The organism is Flavobacterium sp. NPDC079362 (assembly GCF_050267765.1).
In the GTDB taxonomy this organism is placed as follows: domain Bacteria; phylum Bacteroidota; class Bacteroidia; order Flavobacteriales; family Flavobacteriaceae; genus Flavobacterium; species Flavobacterium azizsancarii.
Window position 1 is genome coordinate 48,936 of sequence record NZ_JBNNFM010000025.1, and the last position, 22,269, is coordinate 71,204.

Below are 22,269 nucleotides of genomic sequence, written 5' to 3' on the forward strand. Positions count from 1 at the left end.
TTTAGTTATTGAAAAAATGAAAGACACTGGAATAACGAATTCCAGGACTTAAACATTGCGTGTTTTTAAATTATTTTTTTGAGAATTGTAGGATTCTCAATAGTTACCTGTTCCAGTCTGGAAAACAGATTGAAAAAGCATTAAAAATTGTCATTGAATCTGCGATTTGGGAAAGAGATTCAAGCGAAAATATTTATTATAAAAATTTTATTCTTTCCAGCGTTTCGAGGTAACGCTAAACTATTCTTGTTGTCTAAAAATCTGCATCAAATGAAATTTTCTGAGCATCGCTATCTGTGTTCATCACACCCGATTTTTGATACTCGGCAACACGTTTTTCAAAGAAATTGGTTTTTCCCTGAAGTGAGATCATATCCATGAAGTCAAACGGATTCGCTGATCCATATACACGCTCGCAACCTAATTCTACTAATAATCTGTCAGCAACAAATTCCAGGTATTGCGTCATTAAAACGGCATTCATACCTATTAAACTTACCGGAAGTGATTCTGTAACAAATTCTCTTTCGATGTCTAAAGCATCAACGATGATTTCTTTGATTCTTTCTTTTGGCACTTTATTGATCAGGTGATGATTGTGTAAGTGTACTGCAAAGTCACAGTGTACACCTTCGTCACGGGAAATCAATTCGTTAGAAAAAGTTAAACCTGGCATTAAACCACGTTTTTTCAACCAATAAATAGAACAGAAAGCACCTGAAAAGAAAATTCCTTCAACAGCAGCAAAAGCAATTAGTCTTTCAGCAAACGAATCTGAGTCGATCCATTTTAAAGCCCAGTCTGCTTTTTTCTTAATTGCAGGAAAAACTTCTAAAGCGTTAAACAATTCAGCTTTCTCTGCTTCATCTTTCACGTAAGTGTCAATTAATAGAGAATACGTTTCGCTGTGAATGTTTTCCATCATGATCTGGAAACCATAGAAAAATTTCGCCTCGGCATATTGCACTTCGTTTACAAAGTTCTCAGCAAGGTTTTCATTTACAATTCCATCAGAAGCAGCAAAGAACGCCAGGATATGTTTAATGAAATATCTTTCGTCTTCACTCAATTTATTATTCCAGTCAGTCAAGTCCTGGTGCAAATCGATTTCTTCGGCAGTCCAGAAACTAGCCTCCATTTTCTTGTACCATTCCCAAATATCATGGTGTTTGATAGGAAAAATAACGAAACGATTTTTATTTTCTTGTAATATTGGCTCGACTTGTGACATGGTAATTTTTGTTTAATTTTTGTATTGAATTTTTACTATTTCAATAGACTACAAAGATTGTCATTTATCGCTAAAAATGAAAGCCAAACTTATTCACAATTCGACGTAGTTTTTAACAACGCATGAAAAATGAGATATTTTTCAGACAATAATTAAATATTTGTAAATGAGGTATTTAATACCACCTTTTAAACCTAAAGCCCCTGTAAAATATAGACTTTTTGTTATAAAAAGCAAGAAATATGCAATTGTTTTTAAAAGTTTTTTTTTGAGTTAAAACTTTATTTTTTGGGTTAAAAAACAAGCTTATAAAGCAGTAACTAAAGCGTGAAGATTTTTAAGACTTTTTGAGCTCTTCGGCTACTTTTTCAAGCTCTAAATACCAGTCTTGCCCAAAGCGGCGAATCAATGCTTCTTTGACAAATTTATAGACCGGAACTTCTAATTCTTTTCCTAAAGAACAGGCATCGTCACAGATATCCCACTTGTCGTAATTAACCGCAGCAAACTCCGTAAAGTCTTTTACACGAATTGGATATAAATGACAGGAAACTGGTTTTTTCCAATCGATGATTCCCTGATTGTAAGCTTGCTCGATTCCGCAAAGAGCGGTTTTACCGTCAAAAATAACGTAGGCACAATCTTTCTCGTCGATTAACGGCGTTTCAAGATCCCCATCAGTTCCTTTTACCCAGGTTCCCTGCGCTTCGATTGCAGCAATTCCTTCTTTACGTAAAAAAGGTTTTACTTTAGGGTAAATTTCTTCCATGATTTTAGTTTCCGCTTCGCTTAAAGGCGCACCTGCATCTCCATCAACACAGCAAGCTCCTTTACAAGCTGACAAGTTGCACACAAATTCTTTTTCAAGAATATCTTCTGAAATAATGGTTTTCCCTAATTGAAACATGATAATAAAGTACTGAAATTTATAAAGTGCAAAGATAGACAAAGAAAACGGATAAAAAATCTACCACAAAGATTCACAGAGTTTTTCACAAAGATTAACAAAGAATCATTCTGTTTTTAATCTTTTTACAATTCAAGCTTTGTGAATCTTTGCGAGAATACTTTGCGAAACTCTGTGCAACAAACAATAATTGTTACATATATCACTTTTTCAACACATGTAACGTGTTTTTATAACAAAAATACATCGTGTCAAAAAAACACCTACCTTTATTATCTACCTTTGCAAAAATTTTAAACCCTTAAAATCAAAGTGATATGCTAGAAATCGACTTTAAAGAAATAATTACTGTTGGAATGGTACTTTTTGCCGTAATTGATATTGTAGGGTCGATTCCGATTATTGTGAATTTAAGAGCAAAAGTGGGACATATCGAATCTGAGAAGGCTTCGATAGTTGCAGGACTTATTATGATTGTTTTTCTTTTTGTGGGCGAAGGCTTCTTAAGCCTTATAGGCATTGATGTTCACTCATTTGCCGTAGCGGGTTCGTTTGTATTATTCTTCCTTGCTCTTGAAATGATTTTAGGAATCAGAATCTATCGCGACGAAGAGCCGGGATCAGCTTCTATTGTTCCTTTAGCATTTCCGTTAATTGCCGGAGCAGGAACTATGACTACTTTACTTTCGTTGCGTTCTCAATTTCACACCATTAATATCATAATTGCCATTATATTAAATATCATATTGGTTTATATTGTTTTAAAATCTTCTAAAAAAATCGAAACTTTATTAGGAGAAAACGGACTTGGCGTTGTTCGTAAGACATTTGGAGTGATACTTTTAGCGATTGCTGTTAAATTATTTGCTGCTAATGTTAAAGGTTTGTTTGTCTAACATTTATTTTTATAAATTTACCCCATAAAATTTCTAAAATACAACTTGAGGATATTTTTTAACATCTAAAGGTTTTACTTTATTATTTTAGGCAAATAAACAACCATTATGAAAATCTTTACTTCCATCTTAGTGCTTTTAGCATTAGCTTTAATTGTTTTTAATATTACGTTGCTAGACTTCAAAAATCCTTTTCAGGGAGATAGTGTAGTTGCTTTTATTGGAATTGCAGCTTCATTTTGTGCCGTATTGATTCTTTTGATTTTTAGAATTTCTAAAAGAATTGAAGAGAAAACAAACGGACGATAATATGTTTGAAGTTTTAATTATTGGCGGAGGTGTATCAGGCATTTCTTGTGCACTCGTTTTAGGATCTGCCAAAAACAAAGCTTTTGCAACCGATAAGAAAATCGGAATTTTTACCCACCAAAAAAGCTCTTCTTTACAAGAAGCGATCTTCTATAACGCTTATGGCATAAGACCCGGCAAATTGGGTTCGGAATTATTATTCGAAAGCACACAGCATTTAGCAATGACTTACCCTCATATTACTCAAATACAGAATGAGAAGGTAATTAAACTTGAAGGTACTTATCCTGAATTTACTGTTACTACAAATAAAGACTCATATAAAACAAAAAATATCGTTGTAGGAATTGGTTCTGCCAATACTTTTGACATTGAAGGTTTAACTCAATATATTGAACCTCATAAAAAAGCACTTCCTGAAAAACAACGTATTCAGCTTAAAAACAACGATCATAAAGTAGCCGATGGCATTTATGTTATAGGGACTTTAGCAGGCTGGAGAAGCCAACTGGCAATTGCTGCCGGAAGTGGCGCCGCTGTTGCCACAGATATTCTTACTTTATGGAATAACGGCGTACAGACCCACGCTCATGATAGTATTCGATAGAATTTAAAACATTAGTTTTTTTCATCTACCATTAAGAGATTAAGTTTATCAAGCTTGCTACATATAATACTACAAATACTTAAATATCTTATAAAATAAAACCATTAAGAGATTACGAAAATCTAGCCGTAAAGCTTAATTTTTCTTAATCTCTTAATGGTAAAATAACTGTTAAGCTAATCTCTTAATGTTAAAAAAACAAGCCTTATTTTACTGAAACAATTTCTTTTACTTTAATATGTTTCTCTGTATCGGTTTTCCAGATTTCTCCTTTTAACGAAACCTCATCACCTACTTTTAATTTCTTGTAGTTTTGTGGGCCACCAACATTTACAATGCTGATTACAGCATAATAAACCTCATTTTTAGTTGTATTGATTTTAGCCGTATAACCGTCTTTTCCAAATTCAATGGATTCAACTTTTCCTGAAATCGTATTTTTATCTTTCATACCAGCACAAGAAATCACAAATGCCATTAGTACTGCCAGAAAACTTATTCTTTTTAGATTTTTCATATTTTCTATTTGAGTTGTAAAGCTCGCTCATTTCCTAAAATGATCTGTTATATTATTTAAAATTATTGTTTTATTTTAAGACAGCACAACTTCCCGCTATTACTTTTATATTTTCTTCAAACTGTTTCCAGACTCTGATGTATCTAAAGGCTCCATTTAAAAGATTACCATCATACGTTCCTTTCAACATAACAGTTACTGTAACTACAGCCAGATCATCTATTATATTAATAATTTGATCTGACGCTTCTATTACTTCAATTTTCATTTTGCCTGAACGATATGAATTCAGATCGAATTCTTTCGTAATCGTTTGTCCGTCGGGTAAATTAAAAAGCAAATCATCGTGCAGCATTTTATCCAAAGTAGGAACATCTGCATTTTTAATGGCTGTCAGAAGCTCAATTTCAGCATTTACAATAGTTTCTATTTTCATCTGATCAAAAATTAAGGATTACTTTTTTGGATTCAAAACTGCTTTAATCATCGCATCTTCTTTCAGGATAACATCATAGTAATATAATTCTCCATAAAGCTGTCTCGCAAATTCTGCTGTAATGTAACGATTTACCAAAGCTTTGGTTTTATCTAATTTCAGATCTAAACCCGTCATTAAAATATAGGTTCTAAACTTTTTAAAATTGACGTCTGAACTTTTCATCTTAGCCAAAAACTCATTAAAATTAAGTCCTGAAAAAGCGTTTCTGTTTTTATCTAATTCTTCAAAAACAAAATGACCAACAATTCCGGTTTGCATCAAATAAGCGACGTTCTCGTTTCCGTGTTCTGCTTCTATTGGTACAAAAATGTCCGGAACAATTCCGCCACCACCGTAAACGATCTTCCCTTTTGGAGTTTTAAATTTTAAGGAATCAGCCACTTTTATACTGTCTTTTGCATAAAGTTCTCCTGATTTTATACGAGATTCTGATTCTTTAAAATATTCTTCATTTCCTTTTTTATAAGGTTTCTGGATCGATCTTCCGGTTGGCGTATAATATCTCGCCACGGTCAATCGCACCGCAGATCCGTCATTAAAATCCATTTCGCGCTGTACCAATCCTTTACCAAAAGAACGACGGCCCACAATAGTCCCGCGATCACTATCCTGAATTGCTCCAGCCAAAATTTCGCTTGCTGAGGCACTATTTTCATTGATTAAAACATAGACTTTTCCGGTTTCGAAACTTCCTGCTTTTGTGGCATATGTTTTTTCGGTAGTTCCGTTTTTATTTTTAGTAAAAACGATCAATTGTTTGTCTTTCAAAAACTCATCAGCAATTGCAATGGCTTCTTCCATATAGCCGCCGCCATTATCACGAAGATCAATAACCAAAGACTCAATTCCGCTTTGTTTCAGTCTGGTTAAACCGGTTTTGAACTCATTAAAAGTCGTTTCGGCAAAACGGTTAATTTTCATGTAACCTGTTTTATTATCGAGCAATAAAGAAGCATCCACACTTTTTATTGGGATAATATCTCGTTTTACTTTAAACTTTAGTTTCTTTTGTTCTGATTTTCTAAAAACGGTCAATTCAATTTCAGAACCTTTTATTCCTTTTAGCTTAGAGAATAAACTGTCTGAAGGCAATTTTCGCCCAAATAATTTCGTTTTTCCTGCAAATAAAATTCGGTCACCTGATTTTATTCCCGCTTTCGCCGAAGGTCCGTTTTCAATTGGTTTTATAATCGCAACAGAATCTTTATACATATAAAAATTAATTCCGATTCCAACGAAATCTCCTTTCATACTTTCAGCAACCTCAGCTTGTTCTGTTGGCGGAATATAAACAGAATGCGGATCTAGTTTTGAGAGAATATTATCTACCGTAAGATTTACAATAGAATCTGTATTGATGCTGTCAACATATTCGTTATTGATAAAATCAATCAGTTTGTTCAGCTTGGTTTTCGAGTAATTTTTAGCCAAAAGCTGATCATCAACGGGAGCGTTCATTAGGCTTCCGCTGACTATTCCCAGAGCAAAGGTAGCTCCGATAATGATTGGCAAATATTTTGAGTTTAATTTCATTACTCTTCTAAAACAGGAATATGTTCGACTTCGACACCTGCTTTTATTAAAAACTGAATTCCGGAATCATCGCGATATCCGTTTTGATACACCACTCTTTTTATTCCGGACTGGTGAATTAATTTGCTGCATTCTTTGCAAGGCGAAAGTGTAATATACAAAGTTGCTCCCTCACACGATTGTGTTGATCTGGCAACTTTCAGGATCGCATTTGCTTCGGCATGCAAAACATCCCAACGGGTTAATCCGTCTTCGTCTTCACAGCAATTCTCAAAACCGGACGGTGTCCCGTTATATCCATCAGATATAATCATTCGGTCTTTTACGATAATAGCGCCTACTTGTTTTCGCTTACAATACGAAAGTGAACCCCATTCCCTGGCAATTCTCAAATAAGCTTTATCGTATTTATTCAATTTTTTATCTTCCATTTATTTTATCTGTTCCAAATTGGGCTTTCGATAATCATAGGAATAACAACTCCTATAATAAAACCTGACATTACAAGCGCCCAATCACGTTTTGAAAAACGAAATACGGTTTGTACAATATATGATATTATCAAAACTACAAAGACCACAACTAACTGAGCTGCTTCGATTCCCAAAGCAAATTCGCCTAAAGGTAGTAATTTTGAACTAGGTGATCCTCCTAAAATAGTTTTGAAATAATTTGAGAATCCAAGTCCGTGTATAATTCCAAAAAATAAGGTTACAAAAAATACTAAATTCAATCCATCGTTTTTTGATGCTTTCCCGGCTGTAAAGAGATTAAAAATAGCCGTTATTAAAATCGTTATCGGAATTAAAAATTCAACCGTATTCACTTTTATTGCTATAATTCCAAAGACCGAAAGTAATAAAGCTAAAGTGTGGCCAATTGTAAAAACGGTAACTAAAAGCAAAATACGTTTCCAGTCTTTAAACAAATAAGGCGTTGTTAATGCAATTAAAAAAAGAACATGATCATAAGCATGAATATCTAAAACGTGCTTTAATCCTATTTGAAAATAAATCCAAAATTCTGACATACGGGTACTACTATTAATGATTAGGGGTTGTAAACTTACGATTTATTTTGAAAAATTAAAGGTGACGCAGATTAAATCAAGGAATAAAAATAAGTTAAATTTTATGAGAAAATTAAAATTAATAATTTAAAATAAAAATTATCTTTGCGATATAAAAATCAACAAATTATGCCATTTTCAGAATTATTTGATAACGAATTCAAAGAAAGAAACAGAGGTCATTTCTCTGCAATTGTTCGTGTAGCTTTTGCTGACGGCAAAGTAAGTTTAGAAGAAAAAGACTTCTTAAATAAATTAGCTTCAAGATTAGAAATTTCAGAAGACGAATATAATGAAATCCTTACGGATCCTTGGAAACATGCAATAAATCCTCCTTATTTATACACACAACGTTTAGAGCGTTTGTTTGATTTAGCGAGAATGGTGCACGTTGACCATCATTTAGGAGACCAACAAGAAGTGATGTTAACCCGTATGGGATTAGCGTTAGGTTTTACTCCAGGAAACGTAAATTATATTGTTTCGAAAGCATTGTCTTTAGTAGATAAAAAAGTAGACTTGGATACTTTTCTTTTCGAAATGGAAAATATGAACAAGTAAAAAGTTTTTCAGTTTACAGTCTCAGTCACAGTCACAGTAAACAGTTTGCTACCTTAAATAAAGAAACCCGACAGATTTTTGAAATTTGTCGGGTTTTCTGTTAGAATCCTGAACAACTTAAGACTTGAACAAAAAAACCTAACAGGTTTTAAAAACCTGTTAAGTTGTCTGAGACTAAAAACTGAGACTTATTCAGCTGCCATAAACTGTTCTGCTTTTTCGACCATATTATAGCTTCCGCAGAAAAAAGGAACTCTTTCATGCAATTCAGTTGGCTGGATTTCCATAATTCTTCCAAAACCGTCTGTTGCTTTTCCTCCAGCTTGTTCTGCAATAAATGCCATTGGGTTACATTCATATAATAAACGTAATTTCCCTTTTGGTGCTTTTGAACTTGTTGGGTATAAATAAATTCCGCCTTTGATCATATTCCTATGAAAATCTGACACCAGACTTCCAATATACCTGGAAGTATATGGTCTGTCTTCTTCTTCTCTCTGGCAATATTTAATGTAGTTTTTTACGCCTTGCGGAAAATGAACATAATTTCCTTCGTTTACAGAATATATATTTCCATTTTGAGGAAATTTCATATTCGGATGTGACAAATAAAATGTTCCGATGGCCGGATTTAATGTAAATCCGTTTACGCCATGACCGGTCGTATAAACCAACATGGTCGAAGTTCCATAAATTACATAACCTGCTGCAACTTGATTGATTCCCGGTTGTAAAAAATCCTCGCTTGTTACCGGGGTTCCTATTGGTGTAATTCTTCTAAAAACAGAAAAAATAGTCCCCACAGAAACATTTACATCAATGTTCGATGATCCATCAAGCGGATCCATCAAGATCACGTACTTATTATTATTACTGTTGTCGCTCCCCTTGACAGTAATAAATTCGTCGTTTTCTTCTGAAGCAATACCACAGACAATCTCACGGTTTATTAACGTCTGGATAAATACTTCGTTTGCATACACATCTAATTTTTGCTGGTCTTCTCCCTGAATATTTTGTTCGCCTGCGGCGCCAATAATATCCACCAATCCGGCTTTGTTGACTTTATAGTTCACGACTTTTGCCGCCAAACGTATAGAGTTGATAATTCGGGAAAGCTCTCCCGACGAATACTGAAATGCTTTTTGGTTCTCAATAATAAACTCTCCTAGTGTTTTATTGCGTTCTTCCATTACTATATCGTTGTAGTTTTTGATTATAAGTCACAAATATCGCTTTTTTTGTGAGAATGATTCAAAAATTATTTTGTTAGTTTGCCACTATTGTATATTTGCTAATTAAAGACGGGAAGTACCGAATAAAAAAATAGATTTTTAGCGAATAAACGCTTAATAATAAGAATATATGAATTGCCCTTACAAGAAATTCGTACAAGCAAATTTTTGAAATAAAAGTGGTTATCGTATATTTAGGAATAAAATTAAATTAACAGAATATGAATATTAGAAAAGGAAATCCTGAAGACATGCAATCGGTTTTGGGATTAATAAAGGAGTTGGCAATATTCGAAAAAGAACCGGAAGCTGTTGTTATAACTGTTGATGATTTAGTGCGTGATGGCTTTGGTGAAAACCCATTATTTCACATATTTGTAGCAGAAGTTGAAGAGGAAATTGTTGGAATCGCGCTTTACTATTATCGTTATTCTACCTGGAAAGGAAAAACAATTCATCTGGAGGATTTGATTGTAAAAGACAAAATGCGTGGTACCGGTTTGGGATCTGCATTGTATACTGCAATTATGAAACAAGGAAAAAAAGAGAATGTTCGAAGAGTAGAATGGAATGTTCTGGACTGGAATACTCCTGCCGTGAAATTCTATGAAAACTCAGGTGCTAAAATTCTTGAAGAATGGAGAGTAGTTCAAATGGATGAAAAGGGAATTAATTCGTATTTAGCAAAATTGTAAAAAGAAGTTTGCCACAAATTAAAATGATTTACAAGATTTTTTTTGCCACGAATTTCACGAATTAGCACGAATTAATTAGTGTAAATTCGTGAAATTCGTGGCGAACTGACACAGATTGGAAATTTTTTTTAATCTTTTTAATCTGTGACAAAATAAAGACGCACAGCTGTGCGCCTCTACAATTCAATTGGAATTTGGAGTTTAAAAAAATTGGAATTTTATAAAAAACAGCATATATAAAAAATGAGAGTATTTAAATTTGGTGGCGCATCTGTAAAAGACGCTGATGGAATTAAAAACGTTTATGACGTTTTACAAAAAGTAGGTTATGAAGATGTAATTTTAGTCGTTTCAGCGATGGGAAAAACTACAAATGCTCTTGAGGTTGTAATCAAGAATTATTTTGATAAATCGGCAGAATTGAATTCTTCTGTGCAAGAAATAAAAAAATACCACAATCAAATCTTATTGGATTTATTCGAAAATGAGAAACATGAAGTATTTACTGCAGTAAAAGCTTTATTCTCTGAATTAGAATATTTCCTGGCACATAATAAATCGCCAAATTACAATTTTGTTTACGATCAGATTGTAAGTTTTGGAGAATTGATTTCCACTACTATTCTTAGTCATTTCATGAATTTTATGGGTATTCAAACGCAATGGCTGGATGTTCGTAATTTCATTAAAACGAATGCCAATTACAGAGATGCCGAGGTTGATTGGGAAACTACCCAACAACTGATCAGTAAAAATGTGAAACGAAAAATCTTGAACATCACGCAAGGCTTTTTAGGTGCTGACGAGAATAACTTTACGACTACTCTTGGTCGTGAAGGTTCTGATTATACTGCAGGAATTTTTGCTTATTGTTTAAATGCCGAAAGTGTAACGATCTGGAAAGATGTTCCCGGTGTTATGAATGCGGATCCGCGTTATTTTGAGAATGCGAGTTTATTAAATCAGATTTCGTATCGTGAGGCGATCGAATTGGCTTTTTATGGCGCAACGGTTATTCACCCAAAAACATTACAGCCTTTACAGAAAAAAGAGATTCCGTTGTACGTAAAATCTTTTATCAACCCGTTATTAAAAGGAACCTGCGTTTCTAAAGGTGTTGATCTTGAGCCACAATATCCTTGTTTTATTGTAAAGAGAAACCAGCTTTTGATTTCGCTTTCATCAATAGATTTCTCTTTTATAATGGAAGAAAACATCAGCGAGATTTTTGGATTATTTCATGAATTCAAACTAAAAGTAAATTTGATCCAGAATTCGGCGATTAGTTTTTCTGTTTGTGTAGAAGATAAATTCGAAAATTTCACGGAATTAAATGCGATACTTTCTAAAAAATTCAAAGTAGATTTTAATGAAAATGTAACTTTATATACGATTCGTCACTTTACAGAACAAGCAGCACAAACTGTCGAAGACAATAAAGTGGTTTTACTAAAACAAGTAAGCCGTGAGACGATGCAAATCGTTACGAAAGAGATTAATTAAATCATCTTTACTCCGTTAATTAGTTAATTCACATACCTGAAAAGGCTTCACTAATAAGTGGAGCCTTTTTTATTTCTTAAGAAACTACAGTACTCTATAAATCATTATTAAAAAAAACGAAAAACAATCAGGCTATAAATAATTTACTAAATTTACTCGTATTTGTCTAAAGTTAAAAATACTTAATCATGGAAGACAACAATGATCCAGGCGAAGAAGTCAAAAGGGAATGGGAAAATGATCCTAAAAATTGGATCTGGGGAATGTTTTATTACAATCCGAAAGACAAACGACAATACTTCCTTAAGAAAATGAAAGAACTTGGGTGGCATGCTAATTATGCACATCCAAACAATATAATTATCATTTCATTATTATTTGCTATAATTCTAATCTTCATAAAATATGCTAAGCATAAACAATAGCATCATTATTATACTTTTCTAAGCTAATTTCCATGACAACATTTTACGATGTAAATCTATTACACCATATTTCCTGATATATTAAAATAATATTAATATCAGTTTTGATTTAGCTTTAAGACTTAAAAAACAGAAACATTTTCCAAATCGAATGTTTACGGAAAGCCTTCATCAATAAGTGAAGCCTCCCTTATTTCCTTCTCCCATTTTGAGTAATTATAATTTTAAGGTCTTCGATTTGCACTTCGTATTTTTTTATGATTTTTCTGTAACCATTTATTACTTCATTTTCCGTCAAAGGTTCTTCATTCATCAAATCTCCGCTTAGCCAGGATTTCGATTCTTTCCTCACCAAATCTTCCTGAATTATTTCAAAAACTTCGCAGATTTTATTAAAATGACTGGCCCACGAATTGCTTTCTCCTCTTTCCATTCGTGAATAGGCAGATAACGATATACGTAAAAAATCTGCCACTTCTTCTTGTGACAGATTTTTAGACCGCCGCAGCTATTTAAGCTTATTTCCTATAATTTTATTCATAATTAACAGTTTTAGCGAATTAAATATAATAAATATTTTACAATATACTGAATATAGGTTTAAAATAACCGATTTTCGGTTGAGACTTTTTTAAAATTATAGATAGATTTGCGATATTAAATTAATGTATCAGGAAAAAAAATGTATTAGAAAAAGTGAAAATCACGAAAAGATTTAACATCAAAATAAAAAGATGAATTATCCAGCCCTTTTCCCGTCAATCATTGTTATAATAATTGCTTTGGGATACCGATATTTAAATAACAAAAAATAAGCTAAACAAAATCGAAATAATTCGTCGCACAAATGGAGCACAACAACAAACCCTCTGAAGAAGAAAAAGACAAATGGCGAAATGATCCAAACAATTGGGTTTGGAGGCTTTTTTTTATAACCCCAAAGACAAAAGATTATTCCTCCTAAAAGAATAAAATATATAGGATGTACCATTAATTTCGGTAATCCCAACTCTGTTTTCTTTGCTGTAATACTTGTATTTACTTTGTATCTTTTATCCCGATTTACAAATTAGATCCTACTATTAAAAGCAGCTGAATTCATAAAGCTATTTTGCCTTTACCTCGCTCTATTATTCTCACTTTGCTCAATCTCTGACTTTTTATAATTTGCTTTTTTTGAGTTGCCAAAATTGTAAGTCGCAATCAGTTTAAAATACTGTGTTGTTAAGGTTCGATGATAATAAATTTCAGTCTGTCCAACGTTATAATCGCCTGAAAGCCTAAAACCATGAAAGAGATCATTTGCGATAAAATTGAGCTTTAAGGCATCTTTAAAAAAGTTTCTTTCTATTCCTATTGCTACTGTCGATCTACTATCGTCATGACGTAATCCGTAACTTTTATCTCCTAAATACCACGCTAATACTTGTATTTTGAACCAATCAGGAATGGTAAATGTATTATTCGAATACAAATATATTTGTGGCTTTACGGCTCCCGATGTATATTCATAAAAATTATCCACAGCTTTACTCACATTCAGACTTATGGTATTGGTAGAACTCCACCATTTATTGGTAAAAGACCTTGAAACCGAGGTAAATAAAGTATGTTCTTTCTCTAAATTCAGAGATCTTAAAACATAACTATCGGGATTATCGCCTCGCAATGCAGCTCCGGAAATTGGATCAATTTTGTAGGTATATCCTAATTTAAAATCAAATTTCTCATACAGAGCACCAATTTCGAAAGCATGTGTCTTTTCAGGCAATAAATTAGGATTTCCTTCTATGGTCGTAAAAGGATCCTGATAAATTACAAATGGGTTTAATGCTTGATATCTTGGTCTGGTGATCCTTGAAACATACGAAAAATGCATTTTCAAATCTTCTGAAAAATCCATATTCAAAAGTAGATTTGGGAAAATATTCGTGTAGTTTTTATTAAATTTCTGAATCCCATTTGCATTTGTATACAAATCATAATTTGTTTTTTCGGCTCGTGCGCCAACTGAAAAATTGATTTTTTGGCTGAATGTGCTTCCATAATTCAAATACGCCGCACTAATTTTTTCGCTGTATTTAAAATCACTCGAAAGCAGATCATCAAATTCAAAATTCAAATCGTCTGTATCTGCAGTTAGAAAATCAGTCCCTGACTGTATTTTTGCCTGACTCCATTTCAATCCCATTTCGAGCTTTGTATTTTCACTTATCTTTTTCGAATAATCAGCTTGTACAGCGATAATATTTATAGTGCTTCCCACATTATTCTTCAAATATCTTCTCTCATTTATTGCATCGAGAAAACTATTTTCTTCAATAAAATCCTTTACAGTTCCGTTATAATTAGAATATTGAGATCCTATAAATAATGACGAACCTTTGCTGTCTGTGATTGTATTGTAATTTAGATTTACGAATTGGTTGAGCAAAACATCATTTTTGGCAATATCCGTGGCATAAAAACTTGTTCCTGAATTAGTATCTATTGCATTCCTGCTTTCTACAACGCCTCCCAGATCTTCAACATTACCGTTGTAAGCCATTGAAATATAACTTTTTTCAGAAAAGGTATATTGCAGTCCAAGCACAAAATTAGAGTAATTATTAAATTGTCTTTTCCATTCTGTTGTTAGTTCAGATCGCATATAGTCATCAGGATTTGGCCTTGTTCTTGTTGTATACAACAATTCCCTGCCTTTGCCCAATTGCAATCCGTAATTGGTTATAAAAGAAAACTTTCCTTTGGTATAATTAAAATCGAGAAGTGTATTGGTACTTGCTCCTGCAAATTTAGAAACCGTCACATGTTGGCTCGCCGTTCCTTTTGTACCATTTTCGATATTTCGTTTTGTAATTATATTGATTACCGCTTTTCCTTCGGCATCATATTTTGAGGATGGATTTGAGATGATTTCAATTTTTGAAATTTGCGAAACCGGTATTGCCGCAAAACGTTCATAATTAATCAATATTCCGTTAAGGTAAATAATCGCTTCGCCTTTTCCGAGAACACTTATTTGTCCTTCGGCTACAATAACATTAGGAACTCTGCCTAATAATTCGTTTACGGAGCTACTTGTCGAAAGCAACGTATTGGCCACATTAACATCGATTGTTCCGTTTGCTGAATATTTAACTAATGAAGTCTGCCTTTTAATAACAACTTCGTCTAACTCATTATTTTGATTTGTAATTTTCTCAGGAATTGTTGGCTTGGATTGTGCATTTATTTCTAAGGCACAAAAAAGGAAGCAATAAGTGTAAATGAAAACAGAAACTAGGAATCTCATAGATTTGGCAATTTAAAATTTGACTTTGTTGAGACAAAAGTCAGTTCTAAATCGCAATAGGAGGTAACCAGAATAGAAATCAGGAGTACGAATTTATAAACCTATACTCCCTCTAAGCCTGTAAAGCTTGATTTTGATAGTTGGATGGAGTGGTTCCGGTATGTTTTTTAAAAGCTGCAAAAAAAGTAGATTTAGAATTAAAACCGACATCATACCCAATAGATTCTAAAGTTAGTTTGTCGTTTGAAATCATAATTTCGCAAGCTTCTTTGATCCTGTATTCGTTTACAAAACTGGTAAAGTTCTTCCCCAGATTATTATTCAAAAATTGTGATAATTGATGACTTGAAATATTTATTTCTTTAGACAAGTCCTGTAATGTAAGATTGGGATTTTTATACAAAGTCTTTTCGTTCATTACACTTTCGAGTTTTTGTGTAAAAATCTCGGCTTCTGTTGAATCTATTTTTTTACCGGAATTCTTTGATCCGTTTAATAAAAACAAATCATCCGTTTTTTTACGATATAAAAGGACAGAAATAATTAAATAGAACATAATCGAAAAAACAATTGCTCCACTAATATAAGTAGCTGCCGGAGCACGCATTATGGCAAGAAAATAAAAAAAGAATAAAAGGAAATTGCCAAAAAAAAGCATCCCGAACCACATTTCTGCCGGAGTTGTTTTGTGTTTTCTATTTACGATTTTTGCTAATATTTCTCTGATCGTAAAGCCAGAGAAAATAATATGAGCAATCCATTGAAAATAAATAATCCATATAAAAATTTGGTTCCAAAGCAAAGGATAATATTCATACGGATAAATAATTCCGACCGAAACAATCAATATTGCCCAGAATAAAAGTATGAGTTTCCAGGATTTGGGCATTATATTAATTTCAGCAACGGCTGATTTCAGGAAAAAATATAAAAAGGGACCAATAAAAAAGCAAGCGGTTAACCCAAATTGCAAATACATTTTTGGCAACGTGGGATTAAAATACACAAACACCGATTTCCCAATTCTGATACTCAAGGCAAATAAGAGCGCACCCAGAAAATAATTGGTCAGGTATTTTTTTCTGGTAAAAAAGAAGAAATACACGCCCAAAATAATTCCGTTGAAAACTCCTAAGGCACTAAAAAAAAATAAGAGTTCCTTACTGGTATCCATAAATTACGTTTGTTATATTCTGACAAAGCTAAAAAAATTTATGAATTCAGCAGTTTTTTATTGTTCTTCAAATCCTTAATTACTTTTTTCAATTCTTTGATTCGTTCTTCATAATGTTCTATTACAGTATGAGATAATTCAGGAATCGCATTATCAGAAGATCCTGTTTTATGGCTACTTTCTACCTTCAATAACTCTTCAGGAGCTATTCCGAAAATTTTACAGATTTTTAAAATATGAATTGCCCAAGTATGACTTTCGCCATTTTCCATTCTTGCATATGCTGATTGTGACATATTAAGATAATCTGCCATTTCTTCCTGCGACATCTTTTTATCTTTTCGAAGTGTCTTGATTTTATTCGCTACAACAATATTCATAATAAACAGAGTTTTCCTTACAAAACAATAGAGGACAGTTTTATAAATATATACTCACAAAGGATTTATTATTTTTAAATAAAAAATACCTATAAATTACGTATTAAAAATACCCGATAATCACATAAAACAAACGCTCACAAAGTAGTAATTTAGACATGCTGAAAAACAAGTAAATAATGAACTATAACAATAATCCCAGTGAGGAAACTCAGAACGAATGGAATAATGATCCTAATAATTGGATTTGGGGAATTTTCTATTACAATCCAAAGGATAAAAGATTGTTTCCGCCAAAACGAATGAAACAAATGGGATGGACCATTAATTTTGCAAATCCAAACTCTGTATTTTTAGTCATCGTTATTATTGCCATTCTTCTTGTTATATCGGAACATATTAAATAATTCAGGCAAAAAAACAAATGATCATACCGGATCAATATTCATTGACAACATGAAATTCTTTATATTCAAATACAGCATGGCTATTATTAGCTGTCTTTATTTAGCATACTTCTTTTATAAACCGGATCATACCGGAAATCTGATAAAAACGGCAACCTCTCTTGTTCTGGCACTTTCGATATCTGTATGTATGTACAATCAGATAAAAAGCCGAAAATAGTTTTTAAACAAACTCTCAAGACTTGAACTTGAGAATTATCTGCAATAGATAAGTCTGTCAAAAATGAGTTCTCCACTGTCGGATTTCAAATACCTAAAGGTTTTAAGGAGGGACAGAATATAGTCTTGGAATTATTTTTCACAAAAATATATTACGCAATTTTCGAATGTAATTTTAAATTATCAAGTCCTGCAAAGTAAAACAGAATCTGTCGTTCACAGTGGCAACGTTTAGCTTCGTGCTTATTTTTAACAGTTTACGAAAAACGTATTAATAAATTGACTAATTTTAATTAAAATTTAAAAATTGTAACCTTATGAAAAAATTATTATTACTTTGCTTTATGGTTGTGTTATCCTCTAATTTCTATGCACAGGAAACAGCTGTAAAAGATGCAAAAAGCAAAACTACTGCTACCGCTAAAAAAACAAAAGCAACTGCAGATAAGGCAGCAACTGATGCTAAAAAAGAAGCCACAAAATCTAAAAAAGCAGCGAAGGATGCTACTGACGCTTCAGCATCTGCAAAAAAAGAAAGTGCCGCAGCAACTAAAAAAGCTGCCGACAAAGACGCAGCAAAAGCAAAAAGTGACGCTACTAAGGCGTCAAAAAAAGCTACTACAGCAGCAGAAAGTGCAAAAGCTGACGTAAAGAAATCAGCAACTAAAGCTGATGCTACAGCAAAAACGGCTAAAAAAGATGCTACAGCAACGGCTAAAACAGCAACTAAGACTGTAAAGGAAACTAACGAAAAAGCGCCAAAAGTAGCAGACAAGGTTACTGGCGAATACAACGGAAAAAAAGTATACACCGGACCAAAAGGTGGTAAATACTACATTAACAAAAACGGAAACAAAACGTATATTCAGGATTAATAATAATTTTACAGATATAGATAAGGAGCTAATAATAGCTCCTTTTTTTTTGAAAAATAATTAAGAAAACATTAGTTAACATATAAGTAACCTTGCTCAATTAGCATTATTTTTTTTTAACGGTTTTAAAGGATTATTGAGTCATGATGAGATTCCAGAGTTAATAATTTAGTAATATGTGCGAAATAACATAAAAAACATATTTCTCTATCTTCGTTTTTAAAAAGCGTTAAAACTATGAGCATTGACTATTCTGCGAACAAAACAATTTTAGTTGCTCCATTAAACTGGGGATTGGGCCACGCCACAAGATGTATCCCGATTATAAAAGCGCTTCAGGAAAACAATTATATTCCAATAATAGCCTCTGACGGTGTCGCACTGGCACTATTACGAAAAGAGTTTCCATACATTCAAACACTCGAATTACCCTCTTATCATATTGAGTATGCGAAGAATGGTAAAAATTTTAAATGGAAACTGATCAAAAATTTACCCAAAATGATCGTTGCAATTCTCGACGAGAAAAAAATAGTAAAGCGCTGGATCAAAAAGCACGGAATCGACGGAATTATTTCTGATAACCGACTTGGGGTTTTCAGCAAAAAAGTCCCTTCGGTTTTTATGACTCATCAGCTAAATGTCATGACGGGAAATACAACTTGGTTTACCAGTAAATGCCATCAGCATATTATAAAGAAATATACTGAATGCTGGGTTCCCGATACAAATGAGCAGACAAATTTAACGGGAGATCTTGGCCATCTTAAAACAACTGATCTTAATCTAAAATATATTGGTCCTTTAAGCAGAATGCGCAAAAAGGAAACACCTAAATTGTATGATCTGATGATTATTTTATCAGGTCCGGAACCCCAACGCACTTTCTTAGATGAAAAACTGCAAAAAGAGGTTTTGAACTACAAAGGCAAGGTTGTTTTTATACAGGGCATTGTCGAGAAAACACAAACCAAATGGCAAGCCGGAAATGTCACGTATTATAATTTCATGAACTCGAAACAATTAGAACAAACTTTTAATGAGAGTGATTTTGTTTTATGCCGTTCTGGTTACACTACTGTAATGGATTTAGCAAAACTAGGAAAAAAAGCTTTTTTCATCCCTACTCCCGGACAATACGAACAAGAATATTTAGCAATCAAACTTCAGGAAGAAAACCTGGTACCGTATGCAATGCAAGACGCCTTTACAATTGAAGATCTTTCAAAAGTAAAGTCGTTTAAAGGTTTAACTCAGTTTAACGATACCATTGACTGGGATTCGTTATTTACGGTTTTTGAGGACTAATTTTAGAAATTAAACTGTGCCTGCAATCGTAACAAATTACCTTGCTGACGGTTTATTGGAAGCACGCTGTCTTCAAAAGTCCTGTCTGCGATAACATATTCTGCCGTAAGTTCAAAAGCTTTAAAAGGCTGCCATTCTATACCAATTTCATAATCTCTGACAACATAACTTCTGGCATCTTTTTCATACTTTTTTCCTCCGTCATAATATTGAAATTTAGCAAAAGGATATAAGTGCTGCTTTTTTATATCTAATTTATAATTCAGTAATATATAACCTCCGTTCAAATCTGTTTCATCAACCGTATTGGTTACGGTATTGTAACGAGGTCCGGTACCTATATTATATTCTGTCTGGATCCCAAAAGGTCTTGGGTACAAAACAAATGTTGCCCCTACTCTTTGATCTTTTACATATTGTGGATCGTTAACTTTTACTCCTGGTGAAATTTCGCCGGTAAAAGCCCATTTTCCGGTATATGCCTGAATTCCCGGCTCGATAATCTGACTGCCAATAACAAAAGGATAAGTCAGTCTCGTGACAACATTCAGATCCCGGTTACCATCCAGTTTATTGGCTATTTGACCATTATAAACCCCAAAGGCAAAAACTCCAAAATCGCCTGAACCTTTATAACCATCTTTTACCAACATAGCAAAACGCTCTCTGATTTTGGCTGGCGCCCAGTAAAAGAAAAGCCCTAAATCGCGTTCGTTTAATATTGCGCTGTTCATGGCATCATTTCTATCTAATGCCAACCTAACGGAGCTTGACTGCATGTTTTCGAAACCATAAGGAATTTTACTTTGTCCTACACGAACACGGTATTCCTTTTTCTTATCAAAAGAAAGATCGAAATACAAGTCCCGAATCTGAACAAAATTCTGGATTCCGGTACTTGGCGAACTCGCAAAATCAGGTTGAAAATAGAAAAATACATTTGGATGTACCTGACCGGAAAATACTAGACGTGCACGACGGATAAAAAGTCCGTTGTTTGATTTTGCATCCGGTTCCGTAGAAGTCGTTCCCCAGGATTTGTCACATTGCTCGCAGGAAACTTTATCATTTGTAGAAAACAAACCATTGTATCTTATTTGTGCATAACCTCGCAACGAGATTCTGTCGTACCAATGTTCTTCACTACTAACTCCAGATTTGGTATCCGGAAGTTTTGCTTTATTGATAGAATCTAAAATACGCATTACTTCGTTTTTTACATCCTGTTTATTCAGATCCTGAGCAATTGCTGCGAAATTCATCAGCAATAAAACGGCCACTAATTTTCTTTTTATCATCCTTTCTGTAATTCCCTTAATTTTACGATGCAAAGATGCCGCATCAATGTTAAGAAATCATTAACAGGATGTTACTATAATAAAAATTTAATGTTATGAGGTTTTACTGTAAATTGATTAATTGTTAAAACGTCATATTTTACAGCACTTTAGCTAAATCTGATTACAATTATTTAACCTCGGTTTTTATTGTCTTATGTGCTTTTTCGAGTGTAAAAGAAAACTCAGAACCAATTCCGAATTCACTTTCTACATATACTTTCTCTTTATGCGCTTCGATAATGTGCTTAACAATCGCCAATCCTAAACCGGAACCACCCTCAGATCGGGTTCCACTTTTGTCAACTCTGTAAAAACGTTCAAAAAGTCTTGGGATATTTTGTTTTTCAACTCCTTCTCCGTTATCGCTAATTCGGATTAAGACTTTTTTCTTGGTTAGATTTACAACGCCAACTTCAGTTAAACCAACATCCTTACCATATTTAATAGAATTAACAATCAGGTTTTCCAAAACCTGCTGTATCCTGTCCTTATCTCCACGTATCACTACAGATTGTACATTTTTGCTTTCAAAAGCCAATTTTATTTTCTTTTTGTCAGCTTTCATTTCTAACAAATCAAAAACATTCTGAATCAATTCTACAATATTAAAATCGGTAATATTCAAATCTAAATCACCTGATTCTAATTTGGTAATCATGTCTAAATCTTCGACGATATAAATAAGTCGCTCAACTCCTTTTTCGGCACGTTTAAGGTATTTCTTACGGATTGTTTTATCATCCATAGCACCATCCAGCAAAGTCGAAACATAACCCTGAACGGTAAACAAAGGTGTTTTTAATTCGTGTGAAACATTGCCTAAAAACTCTCTTCGATATTGTTCACGAATTTCGAGCATTTCGATTTCCAGTTTTTTATCTGTAGCAAACTTTTTCACTTCGCGCGAAAGAGTTTCCATATCTGTAGTTATGGGCTGATTAATAAGTGTGGTAGATTCCAGCAACGAAACCTCATCGTAGATTTTCTTTACTCTTCGATAAATAAAACGCTCTACACGATATTGTAAAACCAGAAAGGAGAATATATAAATTGAAATAAGAAAGATTATTCCAAAGGCTACCTGATGTTTTAATTGATTTTTATAAAATAAGTTCATCAGGATCAACACAAATCCTGTCCCAAAGAGACTGATATATAATGCTGATTTTACTGCAAATTTGTATGTTTTTTTAAAATTAATTTTCATTGATTTATTTAACCATTAAGAGATTAAGAAAAATTAAGTTTCTCTTTTGAGTTAATGAATTTCTTTTAAATTAACAT

The 22,269-nt window shown here is 33.2% G+C and carries 25 protein-coding genes; 11 read left to right on the forward strand and 14 right to left on the reverse strand.

Annotated features, from left to right (window positions below):
* Positions 1 to 253: 253 nt before the first annotated feature.
* The gene (locus ACQKCJ_RS18440; protein ID WP_271337277.1) at positions 254 to 1,231 is read right to left on the reverse strand and encodes a ribonucleotide-diphosphate reductase subunit beta; all 978 of its coding nucleotides are present in this window, start codon (positions 1,229 to 1,231) and stop codon (positions 254 to 256) included.
* Positions 1,232 to 1,568: 337 nt separating this feature from the next.
* Positions 1,569 to 2,138 (reverse strand): DUF3109 family protein, encoded by a 570-nt coding sequence (locus ACQKCJ_RS18445; RefSeq protein WP_072964361.1) that lies wholly within the window; start codon positions 2,136 to 2,138, stop codon positions 1,569 to 1,571.
* 317 nt (positions 2,139 to 2,455) lie between these two features.
* Here ACQKCJ_RS18445 and ACQKCJ_RS18450 point away from each other — a divergent pair, with 317 nt between their 5' ends.
* The 3 genes from ACQKCJ_RS18450 (at position 2,456) to ACQKCJ_RS18460 (ending at position 3,950) form a co-directional block, all read left to right on the forward strand.
* Complete coding sequence (locus ACQKCJ_RS18450; protein ID WP_072964360.1) at positions 2,456 to 3,034, forward strand: MarC family protein; 579 nt, start codon at positions 2,456 to 2,458, stop codon at positions 3,032 to 3,034.
* Between the two features lie 108 nt (positions 3,035 to 3,142).
* Positions 3,143 to 3,343, forward strand: a complete 201-nt coding sequence (locus tag ACQKCJ_RS18455; RefSeq protein WP_017496183.1) for a hypothetical protein — start codon at positions 3,143 to 3,145, stop codon at positions 3,341 to 3,343.
* 1 nt (position 3,344) lies between these two features.
* A complete protein-coding gene (locus tag ACQKCJ_RS18460; RefSeq protein ID WP_271337276.1) occupies positions 3,345 to 3,950 on the forward strand; it encodes an FAD-dependent oxidoreductase in 606 nt (201 codons plus the stop codon).
* A gap of 205 nt (positions 3,951 to 4,155) precedes the next feature.
* On the opposite strand, the gene ACQKCJ_RS18465 is transcribed toward ACQKCJ_RS18460, so the two are convergent.
* The 5 genes from ACQKCJ_RS18465 to ACQKCJ_RS18485 all read right to left on the reverse strand — a co-directional run bounded on the left by ACQKCJ_RS18465 (position 4,156) and on the right by ACQKCJ_RS18485 (position 7,529).
* Entirely contained in the window at positions 4,156 to 4,467 is a 312-nt protein-coding gene (locus tag ACQKCJ_RS18465; RefSeq protein WP_271337275.1) for a hypothetical protein, read from the reverse strand.
* A 70-nt stretch (positions 4,468 to 4,537) separates the two neighbouring features.
* The gene (locus ACQKCJ_RS18470) at positions 4,538 to 4,903 is read right to left on the reverse strand and encodes a nuclear transport factor 2 family protein (protein WP_271337274.1); all 366 of its coding nucleotides are present in this window, start codon (positions 4,901 to 4,903) and stop codon (positions 4,538 to 4,540) included.
* 18 nt (positions 4,904 to 4,921) lie between these two features.
* Entirely contained in the window at positions 4,922 to 6,499 is a 1,578-nt protein-coding gene (locus ACQKCJ_RS18475) for a S41 family peptidase (protein ID WP_271337273.1), read from the reverse strand.
* Complete coding sequence (locus ACQKCJ_RS18480; RefSeq protein WP_271337272.1) at positions 6,499 to 6,930, reverse strand: deoxycytidylate deaminase; 432 nt, start codon at positions 6,928 to 6,930, stop codon at positions 6,499 to 6,501. Before ACQKCJ_RS18480 ends, ACQKCJ_RS18475 begins: the two co-directional genes overlap by 1 nt.
* Before the next feature lie 5 nt (positions 6,931 to 6,935).
* Positions 6,936 to 7,529 (reverse strand): HupE/UreJ family protein, encoded by a 594-nt coding sequence (locus ACQKCJ_RS18485; protein ID WP_271337271.1) that lies wholly within the window; start codon positions 7,527 to 7,529, stop codon positions 6,936 to 6,938.
* 168 nt (positions 7,530 to 7,697) lie between these two features.
* Here ACQKCJ_RS18485 and ACQKCJ_RS18490 point away from each other — a divergent pair, with 168 nt between their 5' ends.
* On the forward strand, positions 7,698 to 8,129 hold the full coding sequence (locus tag ACQKCJ_RS18490) for a TerB family tellurite resistance protein (RefSeq protein ID WP_072964353.1): 432 nt from the start codon (positions 7,698 to 7,700) through the stop codon (positions 8,127 to 8,129).
* A 188-nt stretch (positions 8,130 to 8,317) separates the two neighbouring features.
* Here ACQKCJ_RS18490 and fbp read toward each other — a convergent pair whose 3' ends face one another.
* Entirely contained in the window at positions 8,318 to 9,322 is a 1,005-nt protein-coding gene (gene fbp, locus ACQKCJ_RS18495; RefSeq protein ID WP_271337270.1) for a class 1 fructose-bisphosphatase, read from the reverse strand.
* 263 nt (positions 9,323 to 9,585) lie between these two features.
* On the opposite strand from fbp, the gene ACQKCJ_RS18500 reads away from it, so the two are divergent.
* From ACQKCJ_RS18500 to ACQKCJ_RS18510, 3 genes are all read left to right on the forward strand, one after another.
* Positions 9,586 to 10,059, forward strand: coding sequence for a GNAT family N-acetyltransferase (locus ACQKCJ_RS18500; RefSeq protein WP_271337269.1), 474 nt, complete (start codon positions 9,586 to 9,588; stop codon positions 10,057 to 10,059).
* A gap of 243 nt (positions 10,060 to 10,302) precedes the next feature.
* Positions 10,303 to 11,562, forward strand: a complete 1,260-nt coding sequence (locus tag ACQKCJ_RS18505) for an aspartate kinase (RefSeq protein WP_271337268.1) — start codon at positions 10,303 to 10,305, stop codon at positions 11,560 to 11,562.
* Positions 11,563 to 11,750: 188 nt separating this feature from the next.
* Positions 11,751 to 11,987 (forward strand): hypothetical protein, encoded by a 237-nt coding sequence (locus ACQKCJ_RS18510; protein ID WP_271337267.1) that lies wholly within the window; start codon positions 11,751 to 11,753, stop codon positions 11,985 to 11,987.
* 190 nt (positions 11,988 to 12,177) lie between these two features.
* On the opposite strand, the gene ACQKCJ_RS18515 is transcribed toward ACQKCJ_RS18510, so the two are convergent.
* The 4 genes from ACQKCJ_RS18515 to ACQKCJ_RS18530 form a co-directional block, all read right to left on the reverse strand.
* Positions 12,178 to 12,495: a helix-turn-helix domain-containing protein gene (locus tag ACQKCJ_RS18515; protein ID WP_271337294.1), complete on the reverse strand. Its 318-nt coding sequence runs from the start codon at positions 12,493 to 12,495 to the stop codon at positions 12,178 to 12,180.
* A 609-nt stretch (positions 12,496 to 13,104) separates the two neighbouring features.
* Positions 13,105 to 15,282 carry a TonB-dependent receptor domain-containing protein gene (locus ACQKCJ_RS18520; RefSeq protein ID WP_427402635.1) on the reverse strand — a complete coding sequence of 726 codons (2,178 nt, stop codon included), beginning with the start codon at positions 15,280 to 15,282 and terminating at the stop codon, positions 13,105 to 13,107.
* A gap of 112 nt (positions 15,283 to 15,394) precedes the next feature.
* Positions 15,395 to 16,456, reverse strand: coding sequence for a helix-turn-helix domain-containing protein (locus ACQKCJ_RS18525; protein ID WP_271337265.1), 1,062 nt, complete (start codon positions 16,454 to 16,456; stop codon positions 15,395 to 15,397).
* Between the two features lie 38 nt (positions 16,457 to 16,494).
* The gene (locus ACQKCJ_RS18530) at positions 16,495 to 16,836 is read right to left on the reverse strand and encodes a helix-turn-helix domain-containing protein (protein WP_427402636.1); all 342 of its coding nucleotides are present in this window, start codon (positions 16,834 to 16,836) and stop codon (positions 16,495 to 16,497) included.
* A 179-nt stretch (positions 16,837 to 17,015) separates the two neighbouring features.
* Here ACQKCJ_RS18530 and ACQKCJ_RS18535 point away from each other — a divergent pair, with 179 nt between their 5' ends.
* The 4 genes from ACQKCJ_RS18535 (at position 17,016) to ACQKCJ_RS18550 (ending at position 19,645) form a co-directional block, all read left to right on the forward strand.
* On the forward strand, positions 17,016 to 17,243 hold the full coding sequence (locus ACQKCJ_RS18535; protein ID WP_271337263.1) for a DUF5808 domain-containing protein: 228 nt from the start codon (positions 17,016 to 17,018) through the stop codon (positions 17,241 to 17,243).
* Between the two features lie 49 nt (positions 17,244 to 17,292).
* Positions 17,293 to 17,463, forward strand: coding sequence for a hypothetical protein (locus ACQKCJ_RS18540; RefSeq protein WP_271337262.1), 171 nt, complete (start codon positions 17,293 to 17,295; stop codon positions 17,461 to 17,463).
* 316 nt (positions 17,464 to 17,779) lie between these two features.
* Entirely contained in the window at positions 17,780 to 18,337 is a 558-nt protein-coding gene (locus ACQKCJ_RS18545) for a hypothetical protein (protein WP_271337261.1), read from the forward strand.
* A 237-nt stretch (positions 18,338 to 18,574) separates the two neighbouring features.
* Complete coding sequence (locus ACQKCJ_RS18550; protein ID WP_271337260.1) at positions 18,575 to 19,645, forward strand: glycosyltransferase; 1,071 nt, start codon at positions 18,575 to 18,577, stop codon at positions 19,643 to 19,645.
* A gap of 2 nt (positions 19,646 to 19,647) precedes the next feature.
* On the opposite strand, the gene ACQKCJ_RS18555 is transcribed toward ACQKCJ_RS18550, so the two are convergent.
* Both ACQKCJ_RS18555 and ACQKCJ_RS18560 read right to left on the reverse strand, forming a co-directional pair.
* On the reverse strand, positions 19,648 to 20,943 hold the full coding sequence (locus ACQKCJ_RS18555; protein ID WP_271337259.1) for a porin: 1,296 nt from the start codon (positions 20,941 to 20,943) through the stop codon (positions 19,648 to 19,650).
* 169 nt (positions 20,944 to 21,112) lie between these two features.
* Complete coding sequence (locus tag ACQKCJ_RS18560; protein ID WP_271337258.1) at positions 21,113 to 22,192, reverse strand: sensor histidine kinase; 1,080 nt, start codon at positions 22,190 to 22,192, stop codon at positions 21,113 to 21,115.
* Between the last annotated feature and the right edge of the window lie 77 nt (positions 22,193 to 22,269).

Excerpts from the sequence above, each read along its gene's own strand:
- ACQKCJ_RS18440 (WP_271337277.1), bottom strand. The coding sequence starts at position 1,231 with ATGTCACAAGTCGAGCCAATATTACAAGAAAATAAAAATCGTTTCGTT.
- ACQKCJ_RS18445 (WP_072964361.1), bottom strand. The coding sequence starts at position 2,138 with ATGTTTCAATTAGGGAAAACCATTATTTCAGAAGATATTCTTGAAAAA.
- ACQKCJ_RS18450 (WP_072964360.1), top strand. The coding sequence starts at position 2,456 with ATGCTAGAAATCGACTTTAAAGAAATAATTACTGTTGGAATGGTACTT.
- ACQKCJ_RS18455 (WP_017496183.1), top strand. The coding sequence starts at position 3,143 with ATGAAAATCTTTACTTCCATCTTAGTGCTTTTAGCATTAGCTTTAATT.
- ACQKCJ_RS18460 (WP_271337276.1), top strand. The coding sequence starts at position 3,345 with ATGTTTGAAGTTTTAATTATTGGCGGAGGTGTATCAGGCATTTCTTGT.
- ACQKCJ_RS18465 (WP_271337275.1), bottom strand. The coding sequence starts at position 4,467 with ATGAAAAATCTAAAAAGAATAAGTTTTCTGGCAGTACTAATGGCATTT.
- ACQKCJ_RS18470 (WP_271337274.1), bottom strand. The coding sequence starts at position 4,903 with ATGAAAATAGAAACTATTGTAAATGCTGAAATTGAGCTTCTGACAGCC.
- ACQKCJ_RS18475 (WP_271337273.1), bottom strand. The coding sequence starts at position 6,499 with ATGAAATTAAACTCAAAATATTTGCCAATCATTATCGGAGCTACCTTT.
- ACQKCJ_RS18480 (WP_271337272.1), bottom strand. The coding sequence starts at position 6,930 with ATGGAAGATAAAAAATTGAATAAATACGATAAAGCTTATTTGAGAATT.
- ACQKCJ_RS18485 (WP_271337271.1), bottom strand. The coding sequence starts at position 7,529 with ATGTCAGAATTTTGGATTTATTTTCAAATAGGATTAAAGCACGTTTTA.
- ACQKCJ_RS18490 (WP_072964353.1), top strand. The coding sequence starts at position 7,698 with ATGCCATTTTCAGAATTATTTGATAACGAATTCAAAGAAAGAAACAGA.
- fbp (WP_271337270.1), bottom strand. The coding sequence starts at position 9,322 with ATGGAAGAACGCAATAAAACACTAGGAGAGTTTATTATTGAGAACCAA.
- ACQKCJ_RS18500 (WP_271337269.1), top strand. The coding sequence starts at position 9,586 with ATGAATATTAGAAAAGGAAATCCTGAAGACATGCAATCGGTTTTGGGA.
- ACQKCJ_RS18505 (WP_271337268.1), top strand. The coding sequence starts at position 10,303 with ATGAGAGTATTTAAATTTGGTGGCGCATCTGTAAAAGACGCTGATGGA.
- ACQKCJ_RS18510 (WP_271337267.1), top strand. The coding sequence starts at position 11,751 with ATGGAAGACAACAATGATCCAGGCGAAGAAGTCAAAAGGGAATGGGAA.
- ACQKCJ_RS18520 (WP_427402635.1), bottom strand. The coding sequence starts at position 15,282 with ATGAGATTCCTAGTTTCTGTTTTCATTTACACTTATTGCTTCCTTTTT.
- ACQKCJ_RS18525 (WP_271337265.1), bottom strand. The coding sequence starts at position 16,456 with ATGGATACCAGTAAGGAACTCTTATTTTTTTTTAGTGCCTTAGGAGTT.
- ACQKCJ_RS18530 (WP_427402636.1), bottom strand. The coding sequence starts at position 16,836 with ATGAATATTGTTGTAGCGAATAAAATCAAGACACTTCGAAAAGATAAA.
- ACQKCJ_RS18535 (WP_271337263.1), top strand. The coding sequence starts at position 17,016 with ATGAACTATAACAATAATCCCAGTGAGGAAACTCAGAACGAATGGAAT.
- ACQKCJ_RS18540 (WP_271337262.1), top strand. The coding sequence starts at position 17,293 with ATGAAATTCTTTATATTCAAATACAGCATGGCTATTATTAGCTGTCTT.
- ACQKCJ_RS18545 (WP_271337261.1), top strand. The coding sequence starts at position 17,780 with ATGAAAAAATTATTATTACTTTGCTTTATGGTTGTGTTATCCTCTAAT.
- ACQKCJ_RS18550 (WP_271337260.1), top strand. The coding sequence starts at position 18,575 with ATGAGCATTGACTATTCTGCGAACAAAACAATTTTAGTTGCTCCATTA.
- ACQKCJ_RS18555 (WP_271337259.1), bottom strand. The coding sequence starts at position 20,943 with ATGATAAAAAGAAAATTAGTGGCCGTTTTATTGCTGATGAATTTCGCA.
- ACQKCJ_RS18560 (WP_271337258.1), bottom strand. The coding sequence starts at position 22,192 with ATGAAAATTAATTTTAAAAAAACATACAAATTTGCAGTAAAATCAGCA.